The following is a 22,482-nucleotide window of genomic DNA, read 5'->3' as shown; positions in this document are numbered from 1 at the left end:
GACGGACGACGGCGGCGCGCTCACCTTCCCGCGGGCACGGGCCTCCCCACGAAGCGCAGCACGACGATGACCACGCAGACGCCGAGCAGGTGGGCGATCCAGGGCGACAGTCCGTACGACGTTCCCACGTGGCCGAAGAGCATCGCAGCCACCGCCACGACGAGCGCGTAGGGGAGCTGCGTTCGCACGTGGTCCATGTGGTCGCACGCCGACGCCATCGAACTGAGCACCGTCGTGTCGGAGATGGGCGAGCAGTGGTCGCCGAAGACGGAACCGGCGAGGACCGAGCTGATCGAACTCACGAGCAGCTCGCCGCCTCCGGCCTCGAAGCCGGTTGCGCCGCCGAGGGCGACGATGAGCGGGACCACGAGCGGAAGCAGGATGGTCATCGTGGCCCACGACGTGCCGGTGCAGAAGCTGACGACTGCGGCCGTCAGGAAGGTGAGGACCGGGACGAGTTCCGGCGCCAGGCTGCCTTCGAGGATCTGGGTCAGGTACTGGGCCGTCGCGAGCTGACTCGTCACCTCGCCGAGCGACCACGCCAGGGTGAGGATCACGAACCCCATCGTCATCGCCCGGATGCCGGTCAGCCAGCCATCGAGCGCCTGACTCAGCGACAGGATGCGTTGCGTCGTGGCCAGTCCGATCGCGACCAGGCAGCCGGCGAGCGAACCCCACAGGATCGCCTTGAATGGATCCGCCGCGCCGAACGTGTCCCATAGCGAGGCCGGCCCCACGGCGCCGCGGCCGTCGAAGTACAGCCCCAGCAGGACCGTCGCGACCACCGTCAACACGGGGATCGCCGCATTGTACCAGCGCAGGGGCACCCCCTCCGCAGCGTCGAGTCCCGTCTCCTCGGAGTTAACCATGAGTTGGGATCCGGGCCGGAAGACGCCGCCGCCGGTGCGCGCCCTCACCTCCGCGCCGTGCATGGGGCCGAAGTCCCGCTGCCAGACGGTGACCGCGGCCACCATGAACAGGGCGAGGATGGGATAGAAGAGGTACGGAATGCTGCTCAGGAACACGGTGAACGGGCTGGTGGAGGCGAGCGCCCCGGCCAGCGCGGGGTCCGCGGTCTGCTCGGCGGCGATGCGAAGTCCGTCGCGGATCAGCGAGATCTCGAAGCCGACCCAGGTCGAAACGAAGGCGATCGTGGCGACGGGGGCGGCCGTCGAATCCACGAGGTAGGCCAGCTTCTCGCGCGACACCTTCAGCTTGTCCGTGATGGGGCGGAAGGTGTTTCCGACGATGAGGGTGTTCGCGTAGTCGTCGAAGAAGATGCCGACGCCTGCGAAGAAGGTGGCGAGCTGCGCGCGGCGCGGCGTGGTGGCCAGCGGCCGAAGAGCTTCGACGATCCCGCGCGTGCCCCCGGAGCGCGACATCACCCCTACCATGCCGCTCAACAGCGCGGAGAACATCAGGATCGACGCGTTGTCGGTGTCGGCGAGCGAGGGCACGATGAACGTGTCCACCGTCCGCCCGAGCCCCGCCAGCGGGTCGAGGCCGGCGATGAAGAACCCGCCCAGCCAGATGCCGAAGAAGAGCGATACGACGACGTGGCGGAAGATGAGCGCGAGGGCAATTGCGATGATCGGCGGCAGCAGGCTGATCCAGCCCGGAAACCGCGGCGGATCCACACTTGCGGTCACCCGTCCCTGATCCGAGTCCATCTCCACGGACAACGGGAGGTCCCCGGCCGCGACCCGCAGCCCGTTGACCGAGGTCTCGGACCGGATGGGCAGGGCGCCGGCGGCGAGTTCGCGTCCCGCGGCGGATATCACGCGATAGCGGGCGTTCTCCCCGTCCTCCGCATAAAGCGTGAGAGAGAAGGGAACGTCGGTGAGGACGACGGCGGGCCCTTCCACCGCGAGCAAGGGGCCGTCCTGTGCGAAGGCTTTGCCGGGAAGGGACCCGGGCAGGACGACCGCCGGCAGCAGAAGCCACCGTCCGGCGCGCCGGAAGACGTCGGATCGCATGCGCATGCCCGAACCTACCGGGGCCGTCTCGCGAGGGTCAACGCGGGTCGCTATACTCCCGCCCGACCGGGGCCGCCCAAGCAGCCACGGGCTGCTCACGCCGAGCCGCCCGCCACGGATCGAGCGGAGCCGAGACGACACTGACGCACAACGTCCTCGACGAGGCCGCTGCCCGAGGGCTCCTTGCCGAGCTTTCCGCGCAGCTTGACCGGGCGATCGAGCCCGACGCCCGCCTCATCCTCATCGGCATCCACCGCCGCGGCGATTCGATCGCGGCCGAGATCGGCCATCACCTTGAGCCGACGCGCGGCTCCATCCCCATCGGTTCGCTCGACATCACGCTCTATCGAGATGATTTCGGGCAGGTCGGCGCGCTCCCCACGGTTGGGACCACCCGCATCCCGGAGTCCATCGAAGGCGCGCACATCGTCATCGTGGACGATGTGCTCCACACGGGACGAACGATCCGGGCCGCGCTCCAGGAGCTGTCGGACTTCGGACGCGCCCGCCGGATCCAGCTCTGCGTCCTCGTGGATCGCGGGGGACGCCAGCTCCCGATCCAGCCCGACTACGTGGGCCGCGTGATCGAAGTCGGACCCAACCAGGACGTGGCGGTGCGCGTCGCGGATACGGACGGCGATTGGGGTATCGACATCGTCGCCCTGCCCGCCGCCCCCGAGGCGGGGACATGACGGCCCAGGGCCGGGACCTCGGGCTCGGGAAGGACCTCATCGGCCTCGAATCTCTCACGGGGGGGCAGATCGAGGCGATTCTCGATACCGCGGAACCCTTCAAAGAGATCAGCGAGCGGAAGATCAAGAAGGTGCCGGTCCTCCGCGGACAGACGATCGTCAACCTCTTTCTCGAACCCTCGACCCGGACCCGCATCAGCTTCGAGTTCGCGGAAAAGCGGCTCTCGGCCGATACGGTGAACATCTCCTCCGCGGGCTCCTCCGTGCAGAAGGGCGAGACGCTCGTCGACACGGCGCGCAACCTCGAGGCGATGAAGATTCACATGGTCGTCGTGCGCCACGGATCGTCGGGAGCGGCGAAGTTCCTCGCGGACCGGATTCCCTCCAACGTCATCAACGCCGGCGACGGCCAGCACGAGCACCCCACGCAGGCCCTCCTCGACCTGCTGACGATCCGGGACCGGTTCGGGGCCATCGCGGGCCGGCGCGTCTGCATCGTCGGCGACATCCTCCACTCGCGCGTCGCGCGCTCGAACATCTGGGGCCTCCTGAAGTGCGGAGCCGAGGTCGCGGTGTGCGGGCCGCGCACCCTGATCCCGGCCGGGATCGAGGAGCTGGGCGTGCAGCGGCTCGACTCGATCGAGGAGGCGATCGAGTGGTGCGACGTGCTCTACGTACTGCGGCTTCAGCTGGAGCGGATGGAGGGCGGCTACGTCCCCTCGCTGCGCGAATACAACCGCGTGTTCGGCGTCAGTTCCGAGCGTCTGGGCCGCGCCGGCGATGAGGTGATCGTCCTCCACCCGGGGCCCATGAATCGGGGCGTCGAGATCGACTCCGACGTGGCGGACGGGCCGCGCTCGGTGATCCTCCCGCAGGTGACGAACGGGGTCGCCGTGCGGATGGCCGTCCTCTACCTGCTCGCCGGCGGGCGCCCGGAGCTGGCCGAAGACGCCAAGGTGGGGGGACCGTGAGCGGGTCGCTCCTCCTCGCCGGAGGCCGGGTGATCGATCCCTCCGCGGGGATGGATGAGGTGCGGGATGTTCTCGTGCGGGACGGGCGGATCGAAACCGTCTCGCGGGGCGTCGCGGGGCCGGAGGGCATCCCCCGCATCGAGGCGCAGGGACTCGTCGTCGCTCCCGGGTTGATCGATGTGCACGTGCACCTGAGGGAACCGGGAGCCGAGCACAAGGAGACGATCCGCACGGGCGCCCGGTCCGCGGCGGCGGGCGGCTTCACGACGATCTGGGCGATGCCGAACACGGATCCGCCGCTCGACGACCCCGCCGCGGTCGGCTTCGTGCGGGAAGAGGCGCGGCGCTGGGCCCGGAAGGGGGAGGGCGGAGCGCGCGTGAGTCCCGTGGCCGCCGCCTCGCTCGGCCTCGCCGGCAGGCAGATGACCGAGATCGGCGGCTTGGTCGAGGCGGGCGCGGTCGCGGTCACGGACGACGGACACCCGATCCACGATCCGGCGCTCATGCGGCGCCTGCTCGAGTACACGCAGTCCTTCGGGATCCCCGTCCTTCAGCATGCCGAAGACATGGCGCTCTCCGCCGGAGGGGTCATGAACGAAGGCGCCGTGGCGACCGCGCTCGGCCTGCGCGGGATCCCGAACGCTTCGGAGGCCACGGTCGTGGCGCGGGACATCTACCTCGCGGAACTCACCGGCGGGCACGTACACGTCCAGCACGTCTCAACCCGCGAAGCGGTCGAACTCATTCGCCTGGCGCGCGAGCGCGGAGTGCGCGTGAGCGGCGAGGCTTCGCCTCACCACATGGCGCTGACGGAAGAGGCGGTGCGCGGCTACCGCACCGAAGCCAAGATGAATCCGCCGCTCCGGTCCGAGGCGGATCGCCTGGCGGTGCGGCGGGGGCTCATCGACGGCGTGCTGGAGTGCGTGGCGACGGACCATGCGCCGCACCATTACGAGGAGAAGGAGCGCGAGTTCGACGATGCGCCTTTCGGCATCGTCGGTCTCGAGACCGCGCTCGCCGTGTGCATCGGCGAACTCGTGACGCCGGGGGACCTCCCGCTCTTCGACCTCATCGAGCGGATGTCGACGGCGCCGGCCCGGCTGATGGGGATCGAGGGCGGCACGCTGCGTCCTGGCAGTCGCGCGGACCTCGTCCTCTTCGATCCGGAGGAGGCGTGGACGGTCGACCCCGCCAACTTCCGCTCGAAGAGCCGGAACACACCGTTCAGCGGGTGGGAGGTGACGGGACGCGTGAAGTGCACGATCGTCGGCGGCGAGATCCGCTACGGGGACTCGGTCGCCAAGGCTTAGCGGGGCTGCTAGCTGCTAGCTCAGGCCGTTGACGTGCCGTGCCGCTCGCGCCTTCTGACGAGCCGCGGCGTTCGGCTTGATGACGTTGCGGCGGGTCGCGCGGTCGAGAACGCGGTACAGCTCGGACAGCGCCGGCGTTGCCTCCTCCGGCGATTCCGTTGCGAGAAGATGCTTGGTCCGAGTGCGGATCTCGGACCGCACCCGGCGGTTCCGGAGCCTCCTCGCGCGCGACTGGCGCAGCCGCTTCTTCTGACTCTCGTTATTCGGCATTCGATTCCGATTCCTTCTTTTTCTGCTTCAAGCGTCTTCAAACGTGCGGCGGTGGCTGCGGGCCGCAGGCGGACCCTCCCATCCGTCCGGAAAATCAGCGGAGGAACATACCAGACTTGGCGGATACCTCCAACCCGGCACGTTGGGCGGCACGCTTGCGTTGGGTACTCGCCGCGGTGACGCACGTGGTATTTCCGGGACACCGCACTAGATTACGCGCCGACTGGCCGGCGATTTCCGGTTGCCGTCGGCCCGAGCGTGCGGGGAGGTGTCGTGACGGCCGTTCCCAACCGACTTCCGAGCCAGCGGACGGCGCAGCCGTTCCTCGTCGAGCTCGACCGCTTTCGGGGGCCTCTGGATCTGCTCCTGCACCTCATTCGGTCGCAGGACATCGACATCTTCGACATCCCGATCTCCACCATCACCCGGCAGTTCCAGGAGGCCCTCACCGACGGCATCGATCGCCTGGAGCTCGACCGCGCCGGGGAATTTCTGGAACTGGCCTCAACCCTCGTCCACATCAAGGCGCAACTGCTGCTGCCGGGGCGCAGCGACGCGGAGTGGGAAGATGATCCGCGGGCCGAACTCGTACGGCGTCTGCTGGAGTACGAGCTGTTTCAGGAGATCGCGCGGACGCTGGGCGCGGCGGAACTCGAACGTCGGCGCCACATGTCGAAGGGCTTCCTGCCACCGCGACCTCCGCGTGAGACCGACGGCCAGGCGCTCTCGACGACGCTCGACGATTTCCTTGCGGTCCTCGGCGATATCCGGGGCCCGGATCCCGTCACGACGCATGTCGCCCCCATCCGCATCGTCCCGGTCGAGGACAAGATCGTCGTCATCCGGCGTTTGCTGGGCGAGCACCGGCGGGTGCCGTTCAATCGACTGTTCGACTCGTGGCAGGAGCGGCCGCACGTCGTCGCCGCGCTGCTCGCCTGCCTGGAACTCGCCAGGCAACAGCTCGTGAGGCTGGAGCAGGTGAAGCGGTTCGGTGCGATCTGGCTGTTGGGGCGCCGCTCGAGAGACCGCGGGGGAGAGGGGGCCGCGTGAGCCCGGAGCAGATCGTGGAAGCCGCGTTGTTCGCGAGCCAGACGCCGCTCACCGCCCGCGAACTGGCCCGGGCCGACGACGCGCTCGACGTGCGGCGCGTCCGCGAAGCGCTCGCCGCGCTGCGCGAGCACTACGACACGGACGGACGCGCGTTCCAGGTCTACCAGCTCGGAGACGGGTTCCAGATCCTCACACGTCCGGAATTCGTGCCGTATCTCGAGCGGTTCGACTCGGTGCCCCGTCCGCCGACGCTTTCCCGCGCCGCCCTCGAGACGCTGGCGATCATCGCGTACCGGCAGCCGATCGGACGCATCGAGGTCGAAGAGATCCGGGGCGTGGCGACCACTTCGGTGCTGCGAACGCTCCAGGACTGGGAACTGATCGAGGTCGTGGGGCGGGGAGAAGGACTCGGGCGACCGCTCCTCTACGGGACGACGCCTCGCTTTCTGGATCACTTCGCCCTGCAGTCGCTGGACGATCTCCCCGCGCCGGAGGACCTCTCCGTCGCGCTCGTGCGCAGCGAACCGGAGGTGTCCGCCGGCGATGCGTCGCCGCGGGAAGGGCCCGCCGAGAACTAGCCACTACGCCAGGCGGACGGCTCATGCGACTGCAGAAATACCTTGCCGGGGCCGGCGTCGCTTCCCGGCGCGGGAGCGAAGAACTCATCGCCAGCGGCCGCGTGCGCCTGAACGGCGAGGTCGTGACGAAGCTCGGCACCAAGGTGGATCCGAACGCCGACCGGGTCGAGGTGGACCGCCGCCGCATCCACTTGAAGCCCGTGCTCTGGCTGGCACTCCACAAGCCGCCGGGATATGCGTGCACTCGGCACGATCCCGGCCGGCGACCGATCATCTACGACCTGCTCCCCGCCGCCACCCGCCACCTCCCCCACGTCGGCCGTCTCGACTTCATGAGCGAGGGCCTCCTTCTCCTGTCGAATGAAGGGGACGTCGCACATCGGCTCCTCCACCCTCGGACCGGCATCGAGCGGGTATATCATGCGAAACTCCGCGGCCCCGTGCCGGCGGAACTTCCGGACCGGTTGCGGGCCGGTGTGGCGCTCGAAGACGGATCCGCGCGAGCCCGCCGATCGGGCTGGATCACGCCCCCGCATACGTCGTCCCCCACCGTCGAGATCGTCCTGACCGAGGGAAGGAACCGGGAAATCCGGCGTATGCTGGCCTCACTCGGCGTCACGTTGCGGCGGCTTCGCAGAACCTCGTTCGGGCCGATTCGACTGGGCGCCCTCGCAGCGGGGACGACCCGCGAGTTGTCTCCGAAAGAGCGGGCGGCACTCCGCCGGGCGGCGGGTCCCGCTTGCTCCCGGGCGGTTACGGAGTGAACATCGGGCTGCTGGCAGACCGAACATCACCGCGATAGCGAGAGAACGCATGAACGGAGAAGCCGGGACGGCCCAACGGATCTCGGGTGAGGATCTCGAGACCCAGGAGGCCGCGATCCGGGAGGCGGGGGCCTTCGTGGCCGAGGTCCGAAACGAACTGGCGAAACGGATCGTCGGACAGCATGCCCTCCTCGACCGCGTTCTGATGAGCCTCGTCACGGGCGGCCATATTCTGCTGGAAGGTGTGCCGGGACTCGCGAAGACGCTCACCGTCAGCACGCTTGCCGAGGCGATCCACACCACGTTCCGGCGTATCCAGTTCACGCCGGATCTGCTGCCCGCCGATGTCGTGGGGACGCTCGTGTGGGAGGAGAAGACGGGCACCTTCACTCCGAAGCGGGGGCCGATCTTTGCGAACATCGTCCTTGCCGATGAGATCAACCGCGCGCCCGCCAAGGTCCAGTCCGCCCTGCTGGAGGCGATGCAGGAACGCCAGGTGACGATCGGAGAGGAGACGCATCCGCTCCCCGTGCCGTTCCTCGTCATGGCCACGCAGAATCCCATCGAGCACGAGGGCACCTATCCGCTTCCCGAGGCGCAGGTGGACCGGTTCATGTTCAAGACCCGCGTCGGCTACCCAGCGCCCGAGGAAGAGAGATCCATCATGCGGCTCATGGCGGGAGAGGATCCGCCCCCCGTCGAGGCCGTCGTGGAACCGGATCGTATCCTCGCCGCGCGCGCCATGCTTCCGGCGATCTATGTGGACCGCCGGCTCGAGGACTACATCCTCCAGCTCGTGCTCGCGACGCGTGAGCCCGCGGCCCACGGCCTGGCGCAGTTCGTGGACTGGATCGAGTTCGGGGCCTCGCCGCGCGCCACGATATTCCTCGCGAGAGCGGCACGCGCCCATGCCTTCATCGAGGGCCGGGCCTTCGTCGTTCCGGAGGATGTGAAGGCGATCGCCCGCGATGTTCTTCGGCATCGGCTCGTCCTGACCTTCCAGGCGCAGGCGGAACAGATCGATGCCGATCACATCCTCGACCATCTCCTGGAGACCGTGCCGGTGCCGTGAGGCTGCCCGACTTCCTGTGGCGCCCGCGACGGCCGGCGCCGACGGCCGACTCCTCCGCCGCGTCCAAAGAGGTTCGGCGGCTGGAGTTGAAGAGCCGGCGGTTCATGGACAACCCGGCTCTGGGGCCCTACCCGTCGCTTTTCCGCGGACACGGCATCGAGTTCTCCGAGGTCCGCGAATATCAGCCGGGCGACCCGTTCCAGGCGATCGACTGGAAGGTGACCGCCCGCATGCGGCGCCCGTACGTGAAGCGCTTCGTGGAGGAACGGGAGCTTGCCGTCCTCCTCGTCGTCGATGTCTCCGCCTCGAACGAGTTCGGTACGCGGCGATCGCTGAAGCGCGACCTCGTCGCGGAGGTGGCGAGCACGCTCGCGCTCGCGGCGATGCGCGCCGGAGATCCGGTGGGCATGCTCCTCGTCAGCGACCGCATCGAGCGTTACGTGCGGCCGGCGCGGGGCCGCAACCGCAACCTGCGCCTCCTGCATGAACTGGTGTCCGTCCGGCCCGAGGGGAAGGGGACGGATCTCGATCTCGCGCTCGCGACGGCGGCGCGCATGCTCACCGTCCGCTCCCTCGTGTTCGTGATTTCGGACTTCGTGGGCGCCGGGGACCTGGCCCGCCCGCTGTTGGGGCTCTCGGGCCGCCACGACGTGGTGGCGCTCGCGGTCGATGACCCTGCGGAAACGACGATCCCGGCATCGGGCTGGGTCGAAGTCGTGGACCCCGAAACGGGGGATCGCGCCGTGGTCGACCTCGGAGATGCGGCGGTTCGGCAGCGGCTCATGGAGCACTCGACGACGGGAGCGCGGGCGCTGGAGCGCCTGTGTGCGCACTGCCACGTCGACCTCATGCGGCTGCGTACCGACACCCCGTACGAGTCCCGGCTCTCCGGCTTCTTCGCCGCCCGCAGCCGGCGGAGGCTCCGGTGAGGAGGTCCCGGCGGACGGTCCGGGCGGCGCTCGGCCTGACGTTGACCCTGGGGTGCGCCCCGGGGCTGGCCTCCCAGTCGGCGGTCGACCTCGAGGCGACGGTGCTACCGGAGTCCGTGCGGGTCGGCGAAGAGTTCACGGTCCGCCTCGTCGTTGGACAGGACAGAACCGGAGAGGTTCGCTTTCCCGCGCTCATCGACGGGCCGGAGTCGATCGAGCAGACGGGGCCGGTGCAGATCCGGTCCGTCGACGAGGGTCGGCGATGGGAAGCGGAGTACACGATTCGCGCCTGGCGCGCCGACACGCTCGTCATCCCGCCGGTGGAGGTGGAACTCGCGGCCGCGGGCGGCGTCGTCCGTCGGCTGCAGCCGCCCGCGGTCCCCGTAGTGAGCGTGTTGCCGGCGGCGGATGATCCCCTCGAGCTGAGGGATGCCCGGCCCCTGCTCAGCCTGCGGGCCCCGCCCTGGTGGCTGGTCGTCCTCGCCGGGGCGCTCGCCGGACTCGCCTGGTGGACCTGGCGCCGCGGCCGCACCGCCGCGACCGCCGCCGATGTCCCCCTCGGCCCGGGCGATCTCGCGCTTCGCGACCTCGCGCGCCTCCGCGAGGGATGGGTCCGGCAGCAGGTGACCGGTGATCGGTTCTACGACGGCTACGAGGAGACGCTTCGGCGCTACGCGAACGTGACGCGCGGGTGGGCGCCGTCGAGGGAACTCCTGGGGCTCGGCGACTCCGATGCGGGGCTCGTCGCCGCTCTGCGCCACTCGATCCTGGCCCGCTTCGCGCGCATGCGGACGGAGTGGGAGGGTCCGCTCGGCGACGTGGACATCGGTGAGGCGTTCGTGCGCGCCGACATGGCCGAGTCGCCGCCGGCCGCCGAGTCGGCCGAGCCGGGCGCCGTGCCGGATGACGCCGCCCGGGATGACGCCGATGGGGCCGTCGCGAGGAAGAATGGAGGCGCCGCGTGAGTGAGTTCGCGCTTCCCGGCTGGCCGTTCCTCCTGCTGCTCGTCCTGCTGCCGCTCGGTTGGGCCCTGATGGGTTCCGGCAGGATCCGTCTCCCGTATCCGGACATCGCCCGTCTCGCCGGTTCCCGGGGCCGCGGTCGCGGGCGGTTCTGGTGGTGGCTCCCGGCCGCCCTTCGCTCTCTCGCTCTCGCGCTCGTCATCATCACCCTCGTCAACCCCGTGCGTGTATGGGAGCGCGTGGAGTCGGAGCGCGAGGGCGTGGCGATCATGCTGGCGGTCGACATCTCGAGTTCGATGCTGGCGGAGGACTTCCGGCCCGATAACCGCATCGAGGTCGCGAAGCGGGAGGTCATCCGCTTCGTGGAGGGACGGGAGTCGGACTGGATCGGCCTCGTCGCTTTCGCCGGGGAGGCCCTCACGATGGTCCCCGGGACCCTGGACCACGCCGTGGTGGAGAGTGCCGTGGAGCGGCTCGAGGCCGGACAGCTCAGGGATGGGACGGCCATCGGCGTCGCGCTGGCCACGGCGGCGAACCGGCTCCGCGATCTGGAACCGGAATCCCGTATCGTCGTCCTGCTCACCGACGGAGACAACAACAGCGGCGGCATCTCGCCGGAGGAGGCGACGGCCGCGGCCGCCTCCCTCGGCATCCGCGTCTACACCATCGGCGTCGGCCGCGACGGGGTCGCCCCCGTGCCTGTGGCCCGGACCGCCTTCGGGTATCAGTACGCCAATATCCGCGTCCACGTGAACGACGAACTCCTCGACCGCATGGCGACCCGCACGGGGGGGCTCTATTTTCGCGCCACCGACCCGGAGGGACTCACGCGGATCTACGAGCGGATCAACGAACTCGAGACCACTCCGATCAAGGAAGTGCGGACGGAGGAGAGGGTCGGGATGCGGCGGGAACTTCTCATCGCGGCGCTCGCGCTCGTCCTTCTCGAACTCCTCGTGGCGGCGACGCGTTCCCGCCGGGTCTGGGTCTGACCGTGGCCCCGCTCCCGATCGCCCTCCTGCTCGGAGCCGTGGCCGTAGGGCTCAGGCTGCTTGCGTCGCGCCGGTCGGGGGCGGATCGCGAGAAACTTGCCGAGACCTCGCTGCTCGAGCGCTACGTGCGGCTGCCGGCGCACGCCCTCCCGCCCGTTCGCCTGGCGCTGCTCGGCGCGGGCGTCGCCGCCATCGCGCTCGCCTCCGGTTCCGGTGGGACGGAGGCCCGGCGTCTCGATGAAGGGGGGGCGGAAACGATCCTCGTGCTTGACGCGTCGAACTCGATGCTGGCGGGCGACGTCGAGCCGAGCCGGCTGGAGGTGCAGCGGCAGTTGGCCGCCCGCCTCGCGACGCGCACGCAGGGTCGGATGGGCGTCGTCTACTTCGCGGGCCGCGCGTATGTGCTCTCGCCGCTGACGACGGACATGAGCGCGATCGAGATGCTGGCGGAGGGGGTGCGGCCCGCCGCGGTGGGGCTGGGCGGATCCTCGCTCGCTTCCGGCCTCACCCAGGCGATCGACCTCCTCGCCGGCGGCGAGGAGAGCGCGCGCAAGTCGATCGTCGTCTTGTCCGATGGCGAGGAAACCGCCGGTGCCCCCTTGGGGGAGGCGATCGGGAGGGCCCGGGATCAGGGGATCGTCATTCACTCGGTGGGGATCGGAACCGAACTCGGAGGACAGATTCCCCTGACGCGGGAGGCATCGCTGGACCCGACGATGGCCGCGCGGCGGCGGGGCGGGGCTTCGGTGCTTCAGGGACCGGACGGCAGTCCCGTCATCACGCGGTTGAACGCCGCGTCGCTGCGGCAGATGTCTCTCGGCACGGGCGGGCGCTACGTTGACGGTTCGGACGGTACCGACGCGATCGAGCGGGAACTGGCGGAGGGTGACCGGGAACCCCTGACATCGACCGACGACGTGGCCGTAGCGGCGTTGCTTCTGCTCGCCTTCGTCAGCCTCTGGGGAGAAGGGTTCCTGTTGCCACGTGGTTGAGTCGACGCGGAGGTGCGCGATCTTGGGGCTGGCGGCCGCGGCCGCCTCGCTCGCGGCGTTTGCCGGGGGGGAGCCACAGGATGCGTCGGCGGGGGCGGCGGGTCAGGCCGGGTCCGCCGACCCCCAGGCGTCCGAATCCGAGGCCGTCGCGCGCTACAGGGAACGAGCCGCCTCCTCCGACCGGCCGGTCGATCACTACAACTACGGGACGGCTCTCCTCCAGGACGGGCAGGTGGGCGAGGCACAGGCCCCCCTGGAACTCTCGATCGGCAGCGAGCGGCAAGAAGTACGCGAGAGCGCCTTCTACAACCTCGGACTCAGCACGGCCCTCGACGGCCGGTTCGCCCAGAGTGACCCGTCCGCGCGGCGGGCCGCCCTGCAGGCGGCGCGCGAGGCCTTTCGCGAGGTTCTCCGCCGCCGCGCGGACGATGAGGACGCGCGCTGGAACCTCGAACTCGTCGAACGCTGGCTCGAAGAGGAAGGGGAGAGCGGCGGCGACGAGCAGCAGGGCGGGCAGGGGCAGTCTCCGCAGGGGGCCGGCGCCGGGGCCGCGGCGGCCGCGGGCTCCGGCGAGCTGGAGATGCTGTCGCCCGAGCAGGCGGCGGCGCTCCTCGAACAGGCGGGCGACGCGGAGGCCGCGATCCGCGACCGCGTGATGGGCCGCAACCGATTCCAGGATCCCGTCGTGGAGCGGAACTGGTGAACTCGCCGTCGGCCGAAGCGGCCCGCCTGACCCAATATTCGCATGGAGCCGGCTGAGCGTGCAAGCTCGGTCCGGAGGATCTGGGCCGTATCCTGCAGCACGTTCCGCACGTTCCGGACGACCGGCTCCTCGTCGGACTCGAGGGCCCGGACGACGCCGCCGTGTATCTGCTCGACGATGGGGAAGCCATCGTCGCGAGCCTGGACTTCTTCACCCCGCTCGTCGACGATGCGGCGGACTTCGGGGCCATCGCGGCCGCGAACGCGCTCGGAGATCTGTACGCGATGCGGGCCCGCCCCATCTTCGCGCTCAACATCCTGGCGGTTCCCGCCGGGACCCTCTCCGATGAGACCGTCGGCGCGATCCTCCGCGGCGCGGGCGAAGTGTGCCGCGAGGCCGGCATCGCGGTGGCTGGGGGACACTCGATCGACGACGCGGAGCCGAAGTTCGGCCTGGTGGCGATCGGACTCGGCGATCCGGACCGCCTGTGGAGAAAGGGCGGAGCGCGGCCGGGAGATGCGCTCGTGCTCGGCAAGGCGCTCGGAACGGGCGTCGTCACGACCGGGCTCAAGCGTGGCGTGACGGATCCGGCCGACCTGCTCGTCGCCGTCGATTCCATGCGGCAACTCAACCGCGAGGCGGCGGCCGTCCTTTCCGGCTTCGACGTTCATGCGGCAACCGACGTCACCGGCTTCGGGCTTCTCGGCCACCTGCTCGAGATGTGCGGTGCCTCGGACGCGAGCGCCCGGATCCGGGCTTCGGCGCCGAAGCTCCTTCCCGGAGCGCTGCGTCTCGCCGGAGAGGGGTGCGTGCCGGGCGGTACGACCCGGAACCGGGACGCCTACGCATCGCAGGTGCGGTGGGATGACGCCGTCCCCGACGACCTGCGGACCGTTCTGCTCGACCCTCAGACCTCCGGCGGACTGCTGGCGGCCGTCCCCGCGAACGAGGCGTCGTCCGCGTCGTCGGCGCTCGCCGCGGCGGGCTATGCGGCCGCGGTGATCGGAGAAGTCACCGCGCGGGACGGTCCGGCGGTCGGAGTCGAGGTCGCGCCGTGACCGCGCCGCGGCAGCGTGGTGGTCCCGCAGCCGCCTTCGCGGCGTTGGAGCGGACCGCCGCGGCGTGTACGTTTCACGCTCCGTCCGGGCCCGTAGCTCAGCCGGTTAGAGCAGGGGACTCATAATCCCAAGGTCGCAGGTTCGAATCCTGCCGGGCCCATCCTCAGAACCCCCGAGTCTCCATGCCTGGATCCACCATCGAGAGTAAGGAGTCGTCCATGCGGCCATGCCGGGTTCCGGTCTCCCGACGCGGGTCCACCCTCCTGTTCGCCGTGCTCGCGCTGTGCTGCGCCGCCACGTCGGGCGCGGCCGCGCAGGCCCAGGCGACGACCGGCGTCATCCGGGGGGTCGTCCGCGACCCGGTGGGAGCGCCCGTGGCCGGCGCCGCCGTGATCATCGAGCATCGCGCCACCGGCTTCGCGACGACGGTCGTGACGGGCTCGAACGGGGCGTTCGTGCGCACGCTCCTTCCGCTGGGCGTCTACGACGTCACCGCCCGGGCGCTGGGGCAGTTCGGCGACGAGCGCACCGAAGGGCTCGTCCTCCGCGTAGGAGAGGTCCTCGATCTCGTGCTCGAATTCCAGCCCGTCGCGGTGTCCGAGATCACGGTGACGGCGGACCGGACGCCCCTCGTCGACACCGGGGACCCGTCGAGTTCCCATCGGCTTGCCGAAGAGGTCGTCGACAACCTGCCCAACAACGGCCGCAACTTCCTCGACTACACGCTCCTCACTCCGGGCGTGTCCGTGTCGCAGGGTCCGGACGGCGAAGTCCTCAACATCGGGGGACAGCGGGGGATCTTCAACAACGTTTCCGTGGACGGAGCCGACTTCAACAACCCCTTCTTCGGCGAACAGCGCGGCGGGCAGCGCCCGGCCTTCACCTTCAACCAGGACGCCATCGAGGAAATCGTCGTCGTGAGCCAGGGGGCGTCGGCGGAGTTCGGGCGCTCCGCGGGCGGCTTCGTGAACGTCATCACGAAGTCGGGCACGAACGAGTTCGCGGGCTCGGCGCACTACTTCGGCCAGTGGGATGCCATCTCCACCGCATACTCGAGCGAGCGCGGAGGCGGGAAGCCCGAGTTCGGGCGCGGCCAGTTCGGCTTCACCTTCGGCGGCCCGATCGTGCGCGACCGGGCGTTTTTCTTCGTCGCCTACGACCAGCAGGAGGCGAGCGAGACGAAGCAGTTCACGCGCAACGTCGTGAACGCCTCCGAACTCGATAAGCTGGAGAACTTCCTTCAGGCGCAATGGCCCGGCCGGTTCGACGACGAGTTCGGTCCGATCCGCCGCACCGACGACAACCGGGCGCTCGTGGCGAAGCTCGACTTCAACCTCAGCGACCGTCACCAGGCGTCCTTCAAGTACAACTACACCTGGTCCCAGCAGGTGAACGGGACGTTCGACGTGGACTCCTGGGGGCTCAGCGCCAACGGCCTCGAGGAGGACTTCTCCCACGCGATCAACGCGAGCCTCCGGTCGCAGCTCTCCAACACCGTGTCCAACGAGTTCCGCGTCCAGTACGCACGCGAGGATCGGCCGCGGGGATACGACGGCCCGCTGATTCCGGGCTCCGCCCCCCCGCCGCAGCCGGCCTTCGCGGCGATCGGCGGCCGTCCGTTCCCGGACATCGCGATGGACTTCGCGGACGGGTTCCGCATCGGGATGCCCTTTTTCCTCCCCATCGACCCCGGCTACGACACCCGGATCCAGCTCGTCGACAACCTCTCCTTCCTGGCGGGAGACCACCTGTTCAAGGTGGGCGCGGAGTACAACCGGACGGGCGTCGGCCAGCAGTTCATCGGCTTCGCGAACGGCCTCTACAAGTTCTCCTCCGTCGACGGATTCATGAACTTCGTAACGCAGGGGAACCGGTACGTCACCTGCTCCGACGGTTCCGACAGTGCGGAGGGCGTCTGCCCGCCGGGGACCGCGATCACCGGCCCCGTACTTCTCTACCTGCAGGCCCTCACGCTGGGGGACACTCCGGCCGGGCAGCTCGGACTGCAGGACTTCTCGATGCACGAACTCGGCCTCTACATCCAGGACACCTGGCGCCCGCGCGACAACCTGACCCTGAACCTCGGCGTGCGCTGGGAAGGGTCGTGGCACCCGGGGATGTTCATCGAGCCCGGGGACACCTTTTACGGACCGTGGATCGGGACCGCCGGCTTCCCGTCGGACGGGACGATTCCGGATGACCTCGACAACTTCCAGCCGCGCTTCGGGCTCGCCTGGGATCCCCGGGACGACGGGCGCACGCTGGTCCGCCTGAACGCGGGGTCCTACTTCTCGCGCATCCCGATGCTGGTGTTCGCGCAGCACCGCACGACGAACGGCGCGTTCCAGGGCACGCAGTTCGCCGCCAGCGACGCGACGTTCCTGCCGCCGCCGCCGCAGATCGGAGAGTTTCTGACGCCGCCGCCGCCGGGCACGCCGCCCTTCCAGCCCGGCGTGAACATCGCGGACCGCAACCTCGAACTGCCCCGGACGTGGTCGTTCAACGTCGCCGTGGAGCACGCGCTGAGCGGCAGCACCGCGGTGGAGCTTTCGCTGCAGCACGCCCGCACGGACAACCTGTTCCGCTTCGTGGACCGCAACGCGGCGGAACTCGGGGCGCCCTTCGCGGAGGGGGCCAGCGGGCTGGGGACGGTCACCGTGACCGAGAGCAGCGCGCGCTCCCGCTACAACGCCGTCTCGCTCGGACTACGCGGGGACGGCGCGCTCCGCGGGAGGCTGAATTTCGAGGCGAACTACACGCTGGGCTTCGACCGGTCGGACGACGATAACGAACGTGATCCGTTCAACTTCTTTTATGCGACCGCAACCGATTTCGAGCCCGAGTACAACTGGTCGATCCGAGACCGGCGGCACCAGCTGACCGGCTTCATGCTCTTCGACCTCGGGCGCGGCGTCGTCCTCAACCACGTCTTCCGGTATCTGTCCGCGTCGCCGGTGTCGGCGAGCTGCGGCCCGACCGAGGCGAATCCTCTCGCCGCGCCGGCGGGCGAGCGCGCGGGCGCGCCGGCGGACCGCGTGTGCGCCGATGGTTCCGTCCTCAGGCGCAACACGCTTCGGCGGGAGAACGACTTCTTCACCTGGGATCTGCGACTCTCGAAGGCCTTCGACATCGGGGACGGGCGCACCGTCGAGCCGATCCTGGAGGTCTTCAACCTGACGGGCGCCGACAACTTCCTCGACACCGCGCAGACGGGGCTCCTGTTCAACTTCGACGGCACGATCCGCAGCGGCCTGGGAGACACCCGCCGCGCCCAGCTCGGCGTCCGCGTCCGCTTCTAGCCTCGCCGGCATCGCCGGCGCGTTGACGGGATGTCGTCTTACTGGTAGGATTGCGGCATGGACCGCATAGCTACCACGAAACTGTCCTCGAAGGGGCAGGTCGTCATTCCGGAGCCGATCCGACGACGTCTCGGACTGGAGACGGGGACCGAGTTCGTCGTCCTCGGGGAAGATGGCACCGTAGTACTCAAGGTGGTGGACCCACCTTCAATGCGTGAGTTCGATGGCATCGTTGCGCGGGCTCGGGAAGACGCGCGCCGCGTGGGGCTCCGGGGCTCGGACATCGTCGCGGCGATCGAGGCCGTGCGTTCGGCGTGAGGATCGTTCTGGACACGAACGTATTCGTGTCCGGCGTGTTCTTCGGCGGCCATCCCGGCAGCATCCTCGAAGCGTGGCGAGACGGTCGCGTCGACGTCGTCGTTTCCCGGGAGATCATCGAGGAGTACGTACGCGTCGGCCAGCGGCTGTCTTCCCGATTTCCGGGTGTCGACCTGACGCCCGCACTCGACCTGCTCGGTACTTCTGCGACGCTCGTGGAGGCGCCGCCCCTGGCTGAACCGATCTGTCGCGATGCGGATGGCGACAAGTTCATCGCATGCGCCATGCCCGCGGCAGCCAAGTACGTCGTGAGTGGCGATCGAGACCTGTTGGATGTCTCTCCGTACCGGACCGTCGTGGTTGTTCCACCCCGAGCGTTGATAGACTTCCTCGCATAGGCGGAGGTCTGCCGATTTGGCGGGCCCGGACGGAGTTCCGCTCGTCGAAACGGCAGTTCTCCCTCCCGCGCCCTGCACCGAAGGCAGAGAATCCCGACCCCGGCGGCGCGTCGTCCGGGCACGCCGATTGCGCTTCCCGCCTCGATCCGCGGCGAGGACGTCGCGGCGCACCTCGACGCGGGTGTGCTCACGGTCGAGCTGCCGAAGTCGCCGGAGGCGAAGCCGCACCGTGTGGCGGTCGGCGGCATGAAGTAGCCGCGTCCGCGCAGCGCGAGGGCGCGAACCACGCACAGAGTGCCGGGGTGCTTCCCCGGCACTCTGTGTTTTTTTCGACCCGTTATCGCCGACGCGTTTCCCTCGACTCCCGGCCCGGTCGCGCGCCTCCCGTGGCTCAGGCGGGGTCGAGGATGTCGTCGATCCTGGCGAGGGCATCGCGCAGGTGCAGTTCCGTCGTGCGGTCGAGCCGGCGCCGCAGCGTGCGCTCGATCGCATCCTGTAGCCCGTGGAGTTCGCCCCGCACGAAGGCCCGGATGTCCGACTGCGACACGTCCACCGAGGTGAAGAAGTCCGATAGGCCGCCGAAGAAGAAGGCGGGGAGCGAGAGTTCCTGCGTCATCAGGTACTCGAGCCGCTCCAGGTGCCCGCGTTGGAGGTTCCGCCGATAGACCCCGATCCGGGCGCCGGTGTCCAGCTCTCCCCAGATCGAGGCGCGCAGGTCCTCGAACATCTCGCCCAGGCTGTAGTGATCGTCCCCGTTACGCGCTTCCGCCTCGATCAGCCGCTGCATGCGGCCGGGGTCGAGGATCAGGTTAACGACCCGAACCTGGATGCCCCGCAAGCGGTCCACGGTGGACGGGTTCTCGATCTTCGAAAGGATGTCCTCGTCGACCATCCACGTGGGCGGGTCGAAGGCCTGTCGCTCGAAGAAGTCCATGGCCCGCCGCTGCGTGGCTTCGTCCACGAACTCGTACACCGGGCCCTCCTGCCCGATGCGCTTCCGCGTGCGCGTCACCCCGCCGACCACGGTCGCGACGTGGCCCATGTAGCGGCTCCACTGGCCGATGAGGTTGTTGTAGAGTTCCGCCAGCTCTTCGTAGTTCTCGCCCTCGCGGCCGTCGCTGCTCCACTCGATCAGGTTGGGCAGGATCCGCTTCAGGTTCTCGATGCCGAGGTCGCTCGCCTCCATCGCGTCGGAGCCGATCGCCTCCGTCTGGGACGTCGGATCGATCGGGGTACCGTCGCCGAAATGGTAGACCGGATCGTCCTCCACCTCGCGAATCCAGGCGTCGAGCGTGGCGCGCTCCCCGTCCGCGTCCTCGTCCAGGATCGGCCGGTAGCCCCAGTTGACCGAAAAGAGGTCGTACGGACCGACCCGCGGATCCGTGCACGCGCCCTCATCCTCGGGCTGCGCGACGTAGTTGAAGCGCGCATAGTCCATGATCGACGGAGCGACCCCGTTGCGGCACACGAATCCCGGCGCCCGCAGCGAGTCCACCGAAAAGCCGGAACTCGACTTCATGTTGTGCGGGAGCCCGATCGTGTGGCCGACCTCGTGCGCGGCGACGAAGCGAATCAGTTGGCCCATGACCTCGTCTTCGAAGAGGGCGCGGCGCGCCGCCGGATTCACGGCCCCGGTCTGAATCAGATACCAGTTCCGTAGCAGGTTGGCGACGTTGTGATACCACTGGATGTCGCTCTCGAGGATCTCACCCGTGCGCGGGTCGTGGACGTGCGGCCCGGAGGCGTTCTGAACCTGTGACGGGAGCCAGCGGATCACGGAGTAGCGCACGTCCTCCGGGCTGAACTCCGGGTCCTCCTCGAAGGAGGGGGGCATGCGCCCCTGGATCGCGTTGCTGAACCCCGCCGCCTCGAACGCCTCCTGCCAGTCCTCGATGCCCTGAATCAGGTAGGGCCGCCACTTCTCCGGCGTCGCCGGGTCGAGGTAGTAGATGATGGGTTTGACCGGGTCGACGAGTTCGCCGCGCCGGAAAGCCGCGGTGTCGCTCGGCTCGAGCCGCCAGCGCGTGATGTAGGTGCGCGTGACGACCTTCTGATCGCTTAGGCCGTAGTCCACCTGGTTCACGTTGAAGTACCCGACACGCTCATCGTGCAGCCGCGGCTGCATCGGTTCGTCCGGGAGCAGGACCATCGACTGGTTCATCTCCATCGAAATCGAGTTCGTGCTCGCGTTCGACGGAGGCGTCTGCGCGTTGTAGGTGAGGACGTGCCGTACCTCGACGTTGCGGGGGAAGCTCTTGATCCAGTCGACGTAGGTGCGGTTCGAGTCCAGCGAGCGCACCCGGTACGCGTCGCGTCGGAACTGGCTCAGCCCGAACATCGGGGTGTCGGACTCGAACAGCGGCGTGGCGTCGATGACGACGCTTGTCGAGTCGTCGTTCAGCGCCTCGATGTCGAAGGCTCGCAGGATGGGCTCGAAGTTCGCGCCCCGCACGGCCCGTGACACCGGAAGGGCCTCGTCCGCCACGTTCGTGTGTCGCACGACGCGGAGGAATATCCGCTCGTTGTCCGGCCCGTTCCTCTCCCAGCGAAGAACCTGCGTATTCGCCTTCTGGCCGCCGTAGCCCATCCCTTCGGGGACCGATGCCAGGCGGCTCACGAGCAGGATCTCGCGTCCCAGAATCGCTTCCGGAATCTCGAACAGCCATTTGTCGTCCACCCGGTGGACGTGGACCATCCCCGAGTCCGTGACCGCCTCCTCCGTGACGACTTCGGCATAGGGTTCGGGCCCGTCTTCGTCACCACCGCCGCCGCTGCGGGGGCCGGGTCCCCCTCCGCTCGCGGCGGACGGGCCGGGCGCGGGCCGGGCAAACGGCCGGATGCAGCCCGTGGCCACGATGAGGAGCGAGAGCGAAAGGACGAGGGCGAGAGGGCGTGTGCTGCGCGCGATCTGGAACATGCTGTCGGCTTCCGGTTCAGGGATGGAGTGGACGGGCCGAGCGTGGTGTCCCAGCGCTGGCTTTCGACCCGGGCGCTCAACGTAAGCGGGGGCGGAATGGCGGGCCAATCTCGGCGGTCCGGCCGGGGCGGTCGATCCGGTCGCCCGTTGCATTGACGGATCCGCCTTGAAACGCCTAACGTTCCGGCAGTTACGCCCTGTTTCGTCGACGTTCGCCGCAGTGAAAGGCACGCGTGCGGAGGGCGCGGCGTCTTATTTCGAAGGAGGTACCCCGATGCGCATCCGCACCCTGGCCCCCTTTGCCCTGGCTCTGACCGTCGCCTGCGGCGGGGCGGAGACGGAAGAAGCCGCGATGGCGGAGGAGACGACGGAGGCGATGGACGACGCCCCGGCCATGTCCGACGCCGAAGCGGCGATGACGGAAATCACCGATTACTACGAGACTCATTTCAACATGGGTCACGGCAGCATGGTCGGTGATCGCTACTCGGAGGACGGACTCCTATGGAGCGCCTCCGGCGCCATGGTCCACGGGAGCGCGGCGGTCGGCGCTGCCCTCCAGGCGCGGATCGACGCGGAAGGGTCGCAGCTCGCGATCCATCCGGGAGAGACGATGGGCTTCGGCGACCAGATCGTTTCGCGCGGCCACTACGTCCTCACCGGAACGGTGGACGGGGCGGAGGTCCGCAACTCCGGGTACTACATGGCGGTGGCCGAGAACGTGGACGGCGCATGGTCGCTCAAGGGGGTCGTGAGCAACTACGACACGCCCGACCAGTCGATGTCCGCCGGCCCGGCGATGGAGATGCCCGAGGGGATGGGCGGCGACCTCATCCAGGCGAGCGGCGACTACTTCGCCACCCACTACAACATGGGGCACGCCTCGATGGTCGCGAACACCTTCACGGAGAACGCGGTTGCGATGATGCCGGGCGAGCGGGCCCGCGAGGGTCGCGCGGCCGTGGAGGAAGGGCTGCAGGCCATGTTCGACGCGGGCGTGACGTTCAGCGGGATCAGCGGCTGGTCCGCGCACGAACTGGACGAGGGCCACGTGGTCGGCATCGGCACGTACGGCACCGAGGGTCCGGACGGGGCCGGCGGCGGCCACTTCGCGGGGCTCTACTCGCGAGGCGAGGACGGGGGTCTCATGCTGCACTGGCTCGTGATGGGAGCGCACGCCTCCGGCATGTAACCGCCGGTCCGGCAGTCTCAGGGGGCTGTGGCGGCCGGG

At 69.2% G+C, this 22,482-nt stretch carries 20 protein-coding genes and 1 tRNA gene; 18 read left to right on the top strand and 3 right to left on the bottom strand.

Annotated features, from left to right (window positions below; translation table 11 throughout):
- Positions 1 to 20: 20 nt before the first annotated feature.
- A complete protein-coding gene (locus tag RN743_RS06070) occupies positions 21 to 1,982 on the bottom strand; it encodes a Na+/H+ antiporter NhaC family protein (RefSeq protein ID WP_310777572.1) in 1,962 nt (653 codons plus the stop codon).
- Here RN743_RS06070 and pyrR point away from each other — a divergent pair.
- The 3 genes from pyrR to RN743_RS06055 are packed head-to-tail and all read left to right on the top strand — an operon-like array spanning position 1,886 to position 4,949.
- The gene (pyrR, locus tag RN743_RS06065; RefSeq protein ID WP_310777569.1) at positions 1,886 to 2,668 is read left to right on the top strand and encodes a bifunctional pyr operon transcriptional regulator/uracil phosphoribosyltransferase PyrR; all 783 of its coding nucleotides are present in this window, start codon (positions 1,886 to 1,888) and stop codon (positions 2,666 to 2,668) included. The two genes, RN743_RS06070 and pyrR, sit on opposite strands and share 97 nt — an antisense overlap.
- Positions 2,665 to 3,639 carry an aspartate carbamoyltransferase catalytic subunit gene (locus RN743_RS06060; protein WP_310777567.1) on the top strand — a complete coding sequence of 325 codons (975 nt, stop codon included), beginning with the start codon at positions 2,665 to 2,667 and terminating at the stop codon, positions 3,637 to 3,639. The genes pyrR and RN743_RS06060 overlap by 4 nt, the downstream gene beginning before the upstream one ends.
- 50 nt (positions 3,640 to 3,689) lie before the next feature.
- On the top strand, positions 3,690 to 4,949 hold the full coding sequence (locus tag RN743_RS06055; protein WP_343218996.1) for a dihydroorotase: 1,260 nt from the start codon (positions 3,690 to 3,692) through the stop codon (positions 4,947 to 4,949).
- 15 nt (positions 4,950 to 4,964) lie between these two features.
- On the opposite strand, the gene rpsT is transcribed toward RN743_RS06055, so the two are convergent.
- Entirely contained in the window at positions 4,965 to 5,219 is a 255-nt protein-coding gene (gene rpsT, locus RN743_RS06050; RefSeq protein WP_310777561.1) for a 30S ribosomal protein S20, read from the bottom strand.
- A gap of 273 nt (positions 5,220 to 5,492) precedes the next feature.
- Between rpsT and RN743_RS06045 the strand changes: the two genes are divergently transcribed.
- From RN743_RS06045 to RN743_RS05980, 14 genes are all read left to right on the top strand, one after another.
- A complete protein-coding gene (locus RN743_RS06045; RefSeq protein ID WP_310777558.1) occupies positions 5,493 to 6,269 on the top strand; it encodes a segregation/condensation protein A in 777 nt (258 codons plus the stop codon).
- On the top strand, positions 6,266 to 6,847 hold the full coding sequence (scpB, locus tag RN743_RS06040; protein ID WP_310777555.1) for an SMC-Scp complex subunit ScpB: 582 nt from the start codon (positions 6,266 to 6,268) through the stop codon (positions 6,845 to 6,847). Before RN743_RS06045 ends, scpB begins: the two co-directional genes overlap by 4 nt.
- Positions 6,848 to 6,870: 23 nt before the next feature.
- Positions 6,871 to 7,611, top strand: a complete 741-nt coding sequence (locus RN743_RS06035) for a pseudouridine synthase (protein ID WP_310777553.1) — start codon at positions 6,871 to 6,873, stop codon at positions 7,609 to 7,611.
- A 49-nt stretch (positions 7,612 to 7,660) separates the two neighbouring features.
- The gene (locus RN743_RS06030) at positions 7,661 to 8,683 is read left to right on the top strand and encodes a MoxR family ATPase (protein ID WP_310777550.1); all 1,023 of its coding nucleotides are present in this window, start codon (positions 7,661 to 7,663) and stop codon (positions 8,681 to 8,683) included.
- On the top strand, positions 8,680 to 9,612 hold the full coding sequence (locus RN743_RS06025; protein WP_310777547.1) for a DUF58 domain-containing protein: 933 nt from the start codon (positions 8,680 to 8,682) through the stop codon (positions 9,610 to 9,612). The genes RN743_RS06030 and RN743_RS06025 overlap by 4 nt, the downstream gene beginning before the upstream one ends.
- A complete protein-coding gene (locus RN743_RS06020; protein ID WP_310777545.1) occupies positions 9,609 to 10,577 on the top strand; it encodes a hypothetical protein in 969 nt (322 codons plus the stop codon). The genes RN743_RS06025 and RN743_RS06020 overlap by 4 nt, the downstream gene beginning before the upstream one ends.
- Positions 10,574 to 11,566 carry a VWA domain-containing protein gene (locus RN743_RS06015; protein WP_310777542.1) on the top strand — a complete coding sequence of 331 codons (993 nt, stop codon included), beginning with the start codon at positions 10,574 to 10,576 and terminating at the stop codon, positions 11,564 to 11,566. The genes RN743_RS06020 and RN743_RS06015 overlap by 4 nt, the downstream gene beginning before the upstream one ends.
- Before the next feature lie 2 nt (positions 11,567 to 11,568).
- On the top strand, positions 11,569 to 12,558 hold the full coding sequence (locus tag RN743_RS06010) for a VWA domain-containing protein (protein WP_310777539.1): 990 nt from the start codon (positions 11,569 to 11,571) through the stop codon (positions 12,556 to 12,558).
- 22 nt (positions 12,559 to 12,580) lie between these two features.
- Positions 12,581 to 13,261 (top strand): hypothetical protein, encoded by a 681-nt coding sequence (locus tag RN743_RS06005; RefSeq protein ID WP_310777536.1) that lies wholly within the window; start codon positions 12,581 to 12,583, stop codon positions 13,259 to 13,261.
- Positions 13,258 to 14,319 carry a selenide, water dikinase SelD gene (selD, locus tag RN743_RS06000; RefSeq protein WP_310777533.1) on the top strand — a complete coding sequence of 354 codons (1,062 nt, stop codon included), beginning with the start codon at positions 13,258 to 13,260 and terminating at the stop codon, positions 14,317 to 14,319. Before RN743_RS06005 ends, selD begins: the two co-directional genes overlap by 4 nt.
- Positions 14,320 to 14,405: 86 nt before the next feature.
- A tRNA-Ile gene (locus RN743_RS05995) sits at positions 14,406 to 14,479 on the top strand.
- Positions 14,480 to 14,537: 58 nt separating this feature from the next.
- Positions 14,538 to 17,618 (top strand): TonB-dependent receptor, encoded by a 3,081-nt coding sequence (locus RN743_RS05990; protein ID WP_310777530.1) that lies wholly within the window; start codon positions 14,538 to 14,540, stop codon positions 17,616 to 17,618.
- A gap of 57 nt (positions 17,619 to 17,675) precedes the next feature.
- Positions 17,676 to 17,936, top strand: a complete 261-nt coding sequence (locus RN743_RS05985) for an AbrB/MazE/SpoVT family DNA-binding domain-containing protein (RefSeq protein ID WP_310777527.1) — start codon at positions 17,676 to 17,678, stop codon at positions 17,934 to 17,936.
- Positions 17,933 to 18,334 (top strand): putative toxin-antitoxin system toxin component, PIN family, encoded by a 402-nt coding sequence (locus RN743_RS05980; protein WP_310777525.1) that lies wholly within the window; start codon positions 17,933 to 17,935, stop codon positions 18,332 to 18,334. Before RN743_RS05985 ends, RN743_RS05980 begins: the two co-directional genes overlap by 4 nt.
- A gap of 391 nt (positions 18,335 to 18,725) precedes the next feature.
- Here RN743_RS05980 and RN743_RS05975 read toward each other — a convergent pair whose 3' ends face one another.
- Positions 18,726 to 21,251, bottom strand: a complete 2,526-nt coding sequence (locus RN743_RS05975) for a zinc-dependent metalloprotease (protein WP_310777524.1) — start codon at positions 21,249 to 21,251, stop codon at positions 18,726 to 18,728.
- Positions 21,252 to 21,525: 274 nt separating this feature from the next.
- Between RN743_RS05975 and RN743_RS05970 the strand changes: the two genes are divergently transcribed.
- Positions 21,526 to 22,443: a nuclear transport factor 2 family protein gene (locus RN743_RS05970; protein ID WP_310777521.1), complete on the top strand. Its 918-nt coding sequence runs from the start codon at positions 21,526 to 21,528 to the stop codon at positions 22,441 to 22,443.
- Positions 22,444 to 22,482: the final 39 nt, after the last annotated feature.

The sequence above is a fragment of the Candidatus Palauibacter scopulicola genome, from assembly GCF_947581915.1.
GTDB lineage: Bacteria > Gemmatimonadota > Gemmatimonadetes > Palauibacterales > Palauibacteraceae > Palauibacter > Palauibacter scopulicola.
The sequence above is the reverse complement of the archived record's forward strand: the minus strand, read 5'-3'. Positions and strand labels throughout refer to the sequence as shown.

What these genes read in the sequence shown, in the direction of transcription:
- RN743_RS06070 (WP_310777572.1), bottom strand. Translation starts at nt 1,982, where the DNA reads ATGCGCATGCGATCCGACGTCTTCCGGCGCGCCGGACGGTGGCTTCTG.
- RN743_RS06060 (WP_310777567.1), top strand. Translation starts at nt 2,665, where the DNA reads ATGACGGCCCAGGGCCGGGACCTCGGGCTCGGGAAGGACCTCATCGGC.
- RN743_RS06055 (WP_343218996.1), top strand. Translation starts at nt 3,690, where the DNA reads ATGGATGAGGTGCGGGATGTTCTCGTGCGGGACGGGCGGATCGAAACC.
- rpsT (WP_310777561.1), bottom strand. Translation starts at nt 5,219, where the DNA reads ATGCCGAATAACGAGAGTCAGAAGAAGCGGCTGCGCCAGTCGCGCGCG.
- RN743_RS06035 (WP_310777553.1), top strand. Translation starts at nt 6,871, where the DNA reads ATGCGACTGCAGAAATACCTTGCCGGGGCCGGCGTCGCTTCCCGGCGC.
- RN743_RS06030 (WP_310777550.1), top strand. Translation starts at nt 7,661, where the DNA reads ATGAACGGAGAAGCCGGGACGGCCCAACGGATCTCGGGTGAGGATCTC.
- RN743_RS05990 (WP_310777530.1), top strand. Translation starts at nt 14,538, where the DNA reads ATGCGGCCATGCCGGGTTCCGGTCTCCCGACGCGGGTCCACCCTCCTG.
- RN743_RS05985 (WP_310777527.1), top strand. Translation starts at nt 17,676, where the DNA reads ATGGACCGCATAGCTACCACGAAACTGTCCTCGAAGGGGCAGGTCGTC.
- RN743_RS05975 (WP_310777524.1), bottom strand. Translation starts at nt 21,251, where the DNA reads ATGTTCCAGATCGCGCGCAGCACACGCCCTCTCGCCCTCGTCCTTTCG.
- RN743_RS05970 (WP_310777521.1), top strand. Translation starts at nt 21,526, where the DNA reads ATGCGCATCCGCACCCTGGCCCCCTTTGCCCTGGCTCTGACCGTCGCC.